The 10,815-nt window shown below is 33.1% G+C and carries 10 protein-coding genes; 1 reads left to right on the top strand and 9 read right to left on the bottom strand.

Translation table 11 applies throughout. From position 1 onward, the window contains the following. Window positions 1–135: 135 nt before the first annotated feature. Window positions 136–1,509, top strand: a complete 1,374-nt coding sequence (locus DWV68_RS13935) for an IS4 family transposase (protein ID WP_118666091.1) — start codon at window positions 136–138, stop codon at window positions 1,507–1,509. Window positions 1,510–1,572: 63 nt separating this feature from the next. Here DWV68_RS13935 and DWV68_RS13930 read toward each other — a convergent pair whose 3' ends face one another. The 9 genes from DWV68_RS13930 to DWV68_RS13885 all read right to left on the bottom strand — a co-directional run. Further along, window positions 1,573–2,007, bottom strand: a complete 435-nt coding sequence (locus tag DWV68_RS13930) for a hypothetical protein (protein ID WP_243089584.1) — start codon at window positions 2,005–2,007, stop codon at window positions 1,573–1,575. Then, the gene (locus DWV68_RS13925; protein ID WP_118666089.1) at window positions 1,997–2,227 is read right to left on the bottom strand and encodes a hypothetical protein; all 231 of its coding nucleotides are present in this window, start codon (window positions 2,225–2,227) and stop codon (window positions 1,997–1,999) included. The genes DWV68_RS13930 and DWV68_RS13925 overlap by 11 nt, the downstream gene beginning before the upstream one ends. Before the next feature lie 560 nt (window positions 2,228–2,787). Next, window positions 2,788–5,694 carry a TrlF family AAA-like ATPase gene (locus tag DWV68_RS13915; protein WP_118666087.1) on the bottom strand — a complete coding sequence of 969 codons (2,907 nt, stop codon included), beginning with the start codon at window positions 5,692–5,694 and terminating at the stop codon, window positions 2,788–2,790. Window positions 5,695–6,123: 429 nt separating this feature from the next. Further along, window positions 6,124–6,930, bottom strand: a complete 807-nt coding sequence (locus DWV68_RS13910; RefSeq protein WP_118666085.1) for a type II restriction endonuclease — start codon at window positions 6,928–6,930, stop codon at window positions 6,124–6,126. A gap of 21 nt (window positions 6,931–6,951) precedes the next feature. Continuing rightward, window positions 6,952–7,869 carry a DNA adenine methylase gene (locus DWV68_RS13905; protein ID WP_118666083.1) on the bottom strand — a complete coding sequence of 306 codons (918 nt, stop codon included), beginning with the start codon at window positions 7,867–7,869 and terminating at the stop codon, window positions 6,952–6,954. 12 nt (window positions 7,870–7,881) lie between these two features. Beyond that, window positions 7,882–8,349, bottom strand: coding sequence for a hypothetical protein (locus DWV68_RS13900; RefSeq protein ID WP_118666081.1), 468 nt, complete (start codon window positions 8,347–8,349; stop codon window positions 7,882–7,884). Window positions 8,350–8,361: 12 nt separating this feature from the next. Further along, window positions 8,362–8,559: a helix-turn-helix domain-containing protein gene (locus DWV68_RS13895; protein WP_118666079.1), complete on the bottom strand. Its 198-nt coding sequence runs from the start codon at window positions 8,557–8,559 to the stop codon at window positions 8,362–8,364. Between the two features lie 254 nt (window positions 8,560–8,813). Continuing rightward, the gene (locus tag DWV68_RS13890; RefSeq protein ID WP_330419950.1) at window positions 8,814–9,308 is read right to left on the bottom strand and encodes a hypothetical protein; all 495 of its coding nucleotides are present in this window, start codon (window positions 9,306–9,308) and stop codon (window positions 8,814–8,816) included. A gap of 604 nt (window positions 9,309–9,912) precedes the next feature. Next, a partial coding sequence (locus DWV68_RS13885; RefSeq protein WP_197420876.1) for an IS4 family transposase occupies window positions 9,913–10,815 on the bottom strand: 903 nt, incomplete at its 5' end.

The raw sequence follows: 10,815 nt of genomic DNA, 5'->3' as shown, positions 1-10,815 counted from the left end.
ACTCAAACTTCGCACATTAAAATGTGCCTATGCACCTTGAAAATTCAATAATAACTGGCATAAAAATAGCATGAAACCAATGGTTTTGGGATAATTGAGTTGTCGAAAAACAATTATAAACCGGAGGCTCATGCTATGAATAAAAGTATAACACAAGCGACTCAAAATGATAAGCAGATTTCTAAATCTATCAAACGATTTTTCACAAGGTTTCATATTTCCTCAGCCTTGAAAGCTGCCAATGCCTATAAAAGGAAAGGCACTCCGGTAACAGAGATTTTTCAATACATATTTCTGCTGATTTTCTCCGACAGAAGTATGTATATGAGTCTGCTTACAGGAAAAAATACTCCTGATTTTGTAAAAGATACCGTGTATCGTTTCATGAAGATGGTTCAAATTAACTGGATGCGTTTTACTACAATACTTACATCCAGAATCATAAACAACGCTATTCTTCCACTGGATTCGGAAGACCGTGCCAATGTTCTTATTATTGACGATTCCATGTTTGAACGTAACCGTTCTAAAAAGGTAGAGCTTCTTGCAAAGGTCTATGACCACGCAAAACATAAATATCGCTTCGGATTTAGAATGCTTACTCTTGGATGGTCAGATGGGAGTACATTTTTGCCGGTAAACAGCATTCTTCTTTCTACGGAAAACAAAAAGAAGCGCATCAATAAAGCGGCTGAGGTAGACAAAAGAACCGTTGGTTACAAGCGCAGAAAGCTGTCTATGGAAAAGGGAACCCATGCCATGCTTACACTTCTGGAAACTGCTAAAAAAGCTGCAATTCCGGCAAAATATGTTCTTTTTGACAGCTGGTTTTCATCTCCAAGCACCCTTCATGCTGTCAAGCGAATGGATTTTGATGTAATCGGAATGGTGAAAAAATCTCCAAAAATGTTTTTTCACTACGATGGTGAATATATGTCTTTAATTTCCATTTACAACAAAAATAAAAAGAGACGAGGCAAATCAAAATATCTGCTTTCTGTCATGGTTGATGTAGTGAAGGATGGGGATATAATTCCTGCCAAAGTAGTTTATGTTCGCAATCGCAACAAACGCAAGGAATATCTCTGCCTCATTTCCGCAGATGTAAATCTGGATGAAAATGAAATCATCCGGATTTATGGAAAATGCTGGGATATAGAGGTCTTTTTCAAGGTATGCAAAAGCTACCTTAACTTGAGCAGAGAATGCAATTCTTTGTCCTATGATGCAATGACTGCGCATACCGCAGTTATTTTCACCCGATATATGATGCTGTCACTGGAAAGCTGGGAATCCAATGATAACCGGTCTTTGGGCGAGCTCTTTCTATACTTTTCAGATGAAATGTCTGATATCACATGGATACAGGCTTTTCAAATGCTGCTCCAGATGTTCAGGACAATGCTTTCAGATAACACTGAACTTTCAGACGAAAAAATCGATGAATTGGCGAATGCATTTATGGATGCACTTCCTGCATTGTTGAAAACAAAACTCCAAGCTGCTTAAGGTCTGAACATTGACAACTGAATAACTGCCAGGTATTGAATTTTCAAGGTGCATAGCTAAAATCTATGTGCGAAGTTTGAGTAATTTATTAATATTATTGATGGATTTATAATATCTGTCTATAACCTTTGATTTTTCTACATCGTGACCACCAGCAGCAACCCTTGATTTTATTCTCGCTATATTAATCTGCGGATCTATTGTAAGAACAAATACACACTTAATAAAGCATCCTTCGCTTTTTGCTTTTCTTAATATCTCCAGCTTATAATCTGATGATAATACTGTTTCAAATGTAAAATTTTCTTTCTTCTCAATTGATTCATATCTCATTTTGTCAGCCAGAATTGCGGCTTCCATATTATCCATTCCTGTAGATGTAACCATATCATCAGCATTAGTGTATTTACCCACCTTTTCAAAAAAAGTTGTTATTGTACTCTTTCCTAATTCATTAGGTCCTGCTAAGACAAGCACCATTGGCTTTCTATTCTGCATATTTTCTGTTTCCATTTGCATATTCAATATATGCAGCTTTCTTTTCTTTATCATAACCCGCTATTGGTTTCTTACAAATTTTAGCCCTATTTATAGCTGCCTTAACAGCTTCAACAGCCCGCCTATCCATCTCACTATCAGATACACTGAGTATTTCTTTTTCTTCTTGACGAGATACAACTTTTATTATTTTTCCGTTTTTTGTGCTTATTGTTGTCATTAAACATCCCTTCCTTAAATAAACATCGTATAATATATTATATGATTAAAAATCAACAATAATCTTTTATACTTATTCTAACACAGTTCTCTTAAAAAAACACTCCCGTGGAAAAATGTTCTGAAAAGTAATACTCTTTTCTGAAACCCACTGAGACGCTCTGAGTTGTGAAATTGATTATCGTTTTGAGAGCGTGAAAAGCCCATAGATTTGGGATTTGTGTCTGGTAGTGTTACATATCTGTTGTATGCGTAACACTACCCACTCATTCCCAGAACTGCTCATTACTTTATTAAAGAAAGGACTATGATTATGAAAAAACACTTTGCATACTACAACCACTACAAGAACGGAATTGACATTGCCTTTGACGACAATGTGCTTCTGTTTGTCTCATGTACTGAAGCCAAAAGAATCTCCATACTACACCTAACTCTCAAAGGCTTATTGATAATCTTGCTATTGATGATCCTCTTAAATATGCTGCATTAGCTCTTGATTGTGAGTTGCAGAATTGGGCTGATGCTATGGATGAGGATTGGTGTTTATAAATTATAATTCTATCCCTCTATGTATTTCAATTCTCTTTTCTTAAATGAAAGCATTGTTCCTTCTAATATTGTAACAATAGACTGATTTATTACATCATCCTCTATTCCACCAGCCTCAACTTCAACCAATTGGTCATTTTCTTTATCAATTTTAACGTGAATGATTTGATCTGAATCCGCAACAACTGCTAAATTTGGATTATGTGTAACCAATATAATCTGTCTTCTATTTTTAGCAGCCTGTATAAATGGCACAAGAACCTTAGCTACACTTTGATTATCCAAATTATCTTCTGGCTGATCAATTACTAAGGGAATATCTCTCAAATCCAAAAGCAAATAAAAAATCAATAATAAAGCTCCTCTTTCTCCCGGAGACAACTTATCTAATGTCTTTCCATCACTCACTAACTCATACTTATTTGTAAGATACCCTAATCCAAATAAATAATTATAAAAATCAAGCATTTTACTTTCCTTAATCTGTGGAATTATTCCATCTGGAAATTCACTCATTTTTTCAATAATCTTCTTTGGAATATTCAAATATTCTTCAACACTTTCAATGTCTCCTAATTCTTCAATAGTTTTATATAATTGATAATTATCATCTTTGAAAACATTTCTTTTTTGTTTGTTTATATAATCAAATACATTCTGCTGAAATGTTGTGTCAATAACTATTCCTGACCTAATACATATGCTATAACCACTTAATAGTTCACTATTTGCATTCAAGAAATCATCAACTGGCTTTTTAAATCTATTATATATACGTATTATTTTCTTTTTTTCTTCAAGTATATCTGATGCTATTTCATCTCGTTTTATATAAAGTGGAGCCAAATCTTCATGTATTCCTTCACTTATATACTTTATTTCGTCTTCTATAATCTTCACTGCTTCCCTACGTGTTTTCTCAATATCACTCCATTCCTTTAAATGGTTTAAATATTCATTATATTCTTGCATATGCTTATCTTCTTCTGCAACAATATCATTTTTTTCTTTTATATACTTGCTAAGCTGAATTTCTATACCACTTTCAGGATTTTTTAGTCTATCCCTTACCTCCGCTATAAGTTGTTCTGTTTCAGCTTTCTTTGCATTTACGGCTTCTTTATTGACTTTCAAATCAAAAATCGTATTGGCACTCAAATCAAACTCATCTAATTCTTCATTAATATGCTCCATGGACTTTGCAAAACGATTTTGTATTTCGTCAACTTCTTCCAAAATGTTTTGTATCTTACGAATATTTTCATTAAGTGAAAATAATTTTTGACTTTCACTTTCATTTTCTTTTGACATTTCTTCTATTTTTTCTAAAACTGCATCATACATATCCTGCTTTTCTTTTGGTAATTCAGGTTTGTCAATCTTCTTAGGTTTTATAGATATATGCGCTTCTAACTGTGTATTAGCATCTTTTAACAGTGCCTCCTGTTTTGTTTTATACGATGGCAGAAGTTTTTCTTCCTTATCAATAATCTCCCTATTAATATTTGTTAAATCATTAATCAGAAATCCTATATTTTCTTCTGTTGATTTAGTATACATATCAATCAGCTCATCAAACCCTCTACAATTCTCTTTGTCCATCTCATCTAATCGAGAAAAAATAACACTATTTATTTCATCAGAAAAACGCTTAAATTCAGTATCTGTACAAATTTCTTCAAAATATTGTTGAGGAATACATTGACATCGTTCTACATTATTTATATTGGGATTATCCGAAAGATTCTTCTTAACACTTTCCCCTTTATTCTCCCATATTAATGTTGCTTCAAAGTTTGATGCCAACTTATTCTTCAAAAATTTGCCCTTATTTAAAAACGCAAATTTTTCATAATTATGGCTGTCAGCTAACAATCCAATTATCTCAGCTATTGCTGATTTTCCGTTTCCTTTATTTCCAATAATGCTTATTAATCCTGGATTCATTGGAATACAGATGTTTTGAAACCATTTTCCCTTATTCCCATCATAATTATCAGTCCAATCAACAAGTAGCTTATTAATATATTTAGTTGGATTTTTCCTTATACGATCAATTTGCTCCGGAATAACGCCTAAAAACATACGATTATCATAATCAATCAAAGCTTGTCTCAATCCCTCAAAGCTACAATCTGCTTTAACCCATGTACATCTTTCTTGCATATTTTCATAATCACTTCTCTCATGTGAATCAGAAGCGACCATACACGGTTTTCCAAACACATTCTTGTAAAATTTTGCATTTCTAGCTTGTTGTTTTTTGTAATTCGGCAATTCAACAATATCTATTTTCTTTGCTATTATTTCACTTTTAGTAATATCTAAAGTCTCATAAATTTCCTCTGGTGTAGGTTCTTTTTTAGGAACATCTTTCATTTCTTCTTCAATGCTACCATGCTTATCTCCACCATGAATAATAACGAGTCCTCCCAATTTATGTGTTAATTCTACAGCATCGTCAAATTTTACAACAGATTTTAATAAACCTTTTCCATAATTGCCTTCTCCATTAGCTGTAATTTTACTTTCAGTTAATCCAAGTACAGAGCAAAAATTATCATATATATTTTTCTTAGTTGACTTAACATATGATTCACCTATTTTAATTTTCTGAGGAAATACACAAACCAAATGTACTCCCCTTTTACCCTTATCTGTTTTCAGCTCTATTCCCGGAATAAAATTAATTTGATTTCTATATAAACCCTTTTCATTTGCCTTAGTTTCATATATATTCCAAATTTCATCTAATGCATCCACATTGGAATGATCTGTGATTGAAAACATAGAAATATTATTTTCAATCAACTTATCAAAGATTTCTTTAACTGACATTTTAGTTCTAGATTCTTTTGAATATGCAGAATGCATATGTAAATTCCATAGTCTCCACTCCGATCCTCTATTGATCATAATATACCTTCTTTCAATTTATTACATTATTCTCACTTTAATTTTCAGCACGTAATTTTGATATACAAGTCTTTATAACTTAACATCGGAATATGTAATTGTATTATTAAAATCACCACAAATAGTTAAATTATTCTACTTGCCTTCTCAAATAAAATCATATATTACCATCATCAATCAAACTTTCATTTCCATATAGTAATATGACGATCAAAAGTATTTTGCTCGTCATTTATTATCCATCAGATTACTACATGCTATGCATTTCCGTATTCTGAATTATATAATAATGTCACATTTAAATATCTCTATCTAAACCTATCAAAATTTCCCGTGTTGTGTTTGCGTACTATTTGGTTCTACGTAATATTTTCAAAGAACATTAGTTATCAATTATACCATTAAATTTTTCTCTGTTAATCCAAAAAATTATTTATGTGTCTTTTTCCAATATTCATAAACCCTTTTTAATCCAGCAATGTCATTGCCTTGTTCTTCTTGAACATCAAAATATCCATCTAAAGAAGTATATGTCAATTCTCCTCTGTACTTCTTATATCCAGCCCAATAATCTTCGTATATGTCAATTCCCAAACCTGAAAATGGTCCTTCTCCCTTTACTAAATATTCCATTCTATTCGTTTTAAAAGAACCAATATTTTCTGTATTTCCACTTCCTGGTTTATCACCTGATATTTTATATTTCTCTTGTACAAATACCTCTACATCTTTGTATGGCACCAGCAACTTACGCAAATCCTTAATATCAAACATTTGGCCTTCTGAAGCATTATCATTTCTAGTATATACAAAACCAATTACATAATGCTTTGCATATTGGTCATATGGAAATGAAATATTTTTCTTTCCATCTCGCATATATGATGCAAAAGAACCTAATGTAAACACATATCCCGATGGCTGTCCATTCTTCAAAAACTTTCTGTATGTAGTCTTTATATCAACAGCAATTTTTTCTGTATCCGCTTCACTTCTCATTAATGTAAAATCTGGGTATACTGTTTGTTGTGGAGATGGATATAAAATCAGCCCATTTTCATCTGCTATTTCTTGTAAAATATTGTAAGAAATCAACTCGAAAATTCGTCCAATAAGTTTTGAATCACTTCCAAGTGAAAACAGCTTTCCGTCTGGAGATGCTAATGCACTGACTTCCCAATCAATATCTTTTTCTTCTAACTTCTTATTAAATAACCTTATAAAGTCTAATTCCATTTCATTCCTCCTCGTATATTACTAAGTATTTGCCACTTCGTCCAAGAACGACATCTGTATATATGATTCCTCATTTTTTTTCATTGCCGGAATATTTTGAGGATTATAATTCATTAAAAGTGCTTCCAACATCAAATTCCTATTAGATTCCTTTGCCCCAACATGATAAAAATGTTCTTGATTTACTTTCCAACATTCTTTCCAAACAATATCAATATACTCATTTTTTCTATATTTGTTTTTGTCCCATGTAGATAACATAAAATGAGCTCCAGAATCTACTAACGCATCATGTAATCTAACCTCATGATTCTCATCCCAACTATCATAATAATCAACATGTCTTCCAATATATGGTGGATCACAATAAATAAACGATTGAGTATCAGCTTCACTTATTGTCTGCTCAAAAGATTGGCACTTAAATTTCCAATCAACATCTGGAAATATATTTTCCAATCGTTTAACTTGATTCACTATCTTTGTAACATATGCCTTTGCAAATCTATTCGGTTTATGTCCATATGGAACATTGAATTGATAATTTCTATTAAATCGAATCATCCCATTAAAACAACTTCTATTCAAGAACAAAAAATCTAGTGGATTATGCTCTTCATTAAATCTATCTCTAATATAATAATAATGCTTTTCGTCTTTTTCTTCTAATTCCTTTCCCTCCTTCTCCAAAAATTCTCTAACACTATATGACGTAATTTCTCCACTCTTTATAGCATTATATAATGCTATAGTATGCGGATTTGTATCCGCAAAAACCGCATGCTTAGGTGCTAAATTAAATCCAACAACACCAGACCCCATAAAAGGCTCAATCCAAGTAACACTATCATCCACCCATGCAACTTCTGAAATAAGAGGAACAATTTTGGTTTTTATTCCCTGTATCTTTATTGGCGGAACATATACTTTATCAATCATTTTATCATCCTTTCAGCATATACATATATCTTTAGATGATATATGTGTAAAATCATGTTCTATTCGCTTATTTTTGTATTTAGTCCTTAAATCAATATATTTCAATAACTCAGGTTTATCATCTAGAAACATATATGATATAGGCACTCTAAAGCCAGAAATATCTTTCTCCATCTTACGCATATCAATTGGTTCTATTTCTTGAAAAGAAAATATTGGCATAGCCACCTTATTTCTAGTAAGATAATCTTTTATCCTTTCAACTGCTGATTCATCATAGTCATATTTTTCAAGCCAATCTTCGATATTTTCAGGTTTTCCTAATTCAACAACCGCAACCAATTGTCTATATGGCAATCCAATATATATATAAGCTTCCACCGGTTCTTTACAAAATCTTTTCCTATGCTCATATATTTTCTCCCCTGATTTTAACTGTGCATACCATTCGTAGCTAAAACTTAATATCATTTTTCTCATAAAGAACCCTCGCTATTTAAATCGTAAAATATCATCAGCAGAACAATCTAAGGTTCTACATATCTTTTCTATTGTTTCCATAGAAACATACTCATTATTACCTAATCTCGCTAATATATTGCCACTTATCTTCGCAGCCCTTTGCAATTCAATTTTCTTCATATTTTTATTTTTTAATATACCCCATAATTTGCTATATTCTACACTCATACAAATCTCTCCATTTTGTATAACACTCTATTTATAGAATATCACGATATCGGTATATTTTTCAACTGATATTTACCTAACAATCGATAATAATATATACTTCATCGACATGTAAATAACTGCTTATCATTCCCAATATTATTAATTCTTATACCATAATCTCTAAAATTACCACTTTTTCTTTAATAGGTAGAATTTTCTCTTGCCAGTATGCAACCTTTCACCAATTACCATACTTCTCACAATCGGCAATCCTATTTGTTATATACATCCCACAATCTCTTCTGCTCCTCCCCTATCCTCAATATCTCCTGTAAATCTCTTGCCATAGCCTCGACATTGACATCCATCCGCTCAACTGTCCCTGTCCGGTTACCAGCATTAACCTGCCACTGAATTGTCTCTTTGCTGTAATATTCCCTAGTCTCCACATTCATATATCCATACACCGAATATGAATATCCATTGCTTTTCTCTATGAATACCGGAGCAACTTCGCCCTTAGAAGTTTTCCACCTCATAAGCTTTGGAAACCAGCATAATCCTTCTTTTATCAGTTTCTTAAATGTCTCCAACAACTTTCCTATCTCATACAATATTCCCCTGAATGAGTTTCCTGCTTCTATCGTCTTATCTGCTTCAACCTGATTAGCATATTCTTCTATTGTCGGAGCGAACAATCTGAATGATGATACAAAAGCATTGATCTTATCAAGCATTTCTACTGCTTCATTTGCTTTGTCCATCACACTTGCTAACTCTTGCTTTACCAATTGAAGTTCTGAACGCTTTTCATTAAGTTCCTCAGTCTGTCTACGCTCCAATTCCTTATAGGCAATTTGTGAAGCAAACAACTTAATATCCGCGTCATTCACCTGTTCCTGTATCTATTCCAAATGCTCTGTTTCCTGTGCTACTTTATATTCCGCAACTGTCAGATCATAATTACGTCCTTTTGACTTTTCCTTTATCTGTTCTCCAAACCAATCATTTACCTCTTTATTGGCTACCTCCCTTACCAGATATTTGTATTATATCAACCAATATATCCTTATTATCTCTCAAGAAATTTATTAACGAAATATAACCGGCCACCTCTGGTATGCTAATCATACGACGGTCACCAGCCTTCCCGAACCTACTCATGAAATATGAATATGGCTCCACTTTATCCTTATGCGAAGCTCCTGCCCCGTATATATTTATCGAATCCGAATTCAAATTAAAATTATCTGGAAGGTACTCTGAAAATATCCCCTTTTCTTTTATTAACTCAAACTTCTCACATAGATTTTAGCTATGCACCTTGAAAATTCAATACCTGGCAGTTATTCAGTTGTCAATGTTCAGACCTTAAGCAGCTTGGAGTTTTGTTTTCAACAATGCAGGAAGTGCATCCATAAATGCATTCGCCAATTCATCGATTTTTTCGTCTGAAAGTTCAGTGTTATCTGAAAGCATTGTTCTGAACATTTGGAGCAGCATTTGAAAATCCTGTATCCATGTGATATCGGACATTTCGTCAGAAAAGTATAAAAAAAGCTCCCCAAGTGACCGGTTATCATTGGATTCCCGGCTTTCCAGTGACAGCATCATATATCGGGTGAAAACAACTGCGGTATGCGCAATCATTGCATCATAGGACAGAGAATTGCATTCTCTGCTCAAGTTAAGGTAGCTTTTGCATACCTTGAAAAATACCTCTATATCCCAGCGTTTTCCATAAATCTGGATGATTTCATTTTCATCCAGATTTACATCTGTGGAAATGAGGCAGAGATATTCCTTGCGTTTGTTGCGATTGCGAACATAAACTACTTTGGCAGGAATTATATCCCCATCCTTCACTACATCAACCATGACAGAAAGCAGATATTTTGATTTGCCTCGTCTCTTTTTATTTTTGTTGTAAATGGAAATTAAAGACATATATTCACCATCGTAGTGAAAAAACATTTTTGGAGATTTTTTCACCATTCCGATTACATCAAAATCCATTCGCTTGACAGCATGAAGGGTGCTTGGAGATGAAAACCAGCTGTCAAAAAGAACATATTTTGCCGGAATTGCAGCTTTTTTAGCAGTTTCCAGAAGTGTAAGCATGGCATGGGTTACCTTTTCCATAGACAGCTTTATGCGTCTGTAACCAACGGTTCTTTTGTCCACATTTGCAGCTTCATTGATACGATTCTTTTTGTTTTCTGTAGAAAGAAGAATGCTGTTTACCGGCAAAAATGTACTCCCATCTGACCATCC

The sequence above is a fragment of the Roseburia sp. AF12-17LB genome (genome assembly GCF_003479605.1).
In the GTDB taxonomy this organism is placed as follows: Bacteria; Bacillota; Clostridia; order Lachnospirales; family Lachnospiraceae; genus Roseburia_C; species Roseburia_C amylophila.
The sequence above is the reverse complement of the archived record's forward strand: the minus strand, read 5'-3'. Positions and strand labels throughout refer to the sequence as shown.

Coding starts and splice junctions, on each gene's coding strand:
- DWV68_RS13935 (WP_118666091.1), top strand. CDS start 136: ATGAATAAAAGTATAACACAAGCGACTCAAAATGATAAGCAGATTTCT.
- DWV68_RS13930 (WP_243089584.1), bottom strand. CDS start 2,007: ATGCAGAATAGAAAGCCAATGGTGCTTGTCTTAGCAGGACCTAATGAA.
- DWV68_RS13925 (WP_118666089.1), bottom strand. CDS start 2,227: ATGACAACAATAAGCACAAAAAACGGAAAAATAATAAAAGTTGTATCT.
- DWV68_RS13915 (WP_118666087.1), bottom strand. CDS start 5,694: ATGATCAATAGAGGATCGGAGTGGAGACTATGGAATTTACATATGCAT.
- DWV68_RS13910 (WP_118666085.1), bottom strand. CDS start 6,930: ATGGAATTAGACTTTATAAGGTTATTTAATAAGAAGTTAGAAGAAAAA.
- DWV68_RS13905 (WP_118666083.1), bottom strand. CDS start 7,869: ATGATTGATAAAGTATATGTTCCGCCAATAAAGATACAGGGAATAAAA.
- DWV68_RS13900 (WP_118666081.1), bottom strand. CDS start 8,349: ATGAGAAAAATGATATTAAGTTTTAGCTACGAATGGTATGCACAGTTA.
- DWV68_RS13895 (WP_118666079.1), bottom strand. CDS start 8,559: ATGAGTGTAGAATATAGCAAATTATGGGGTATATTAAAAAATAAAAAT.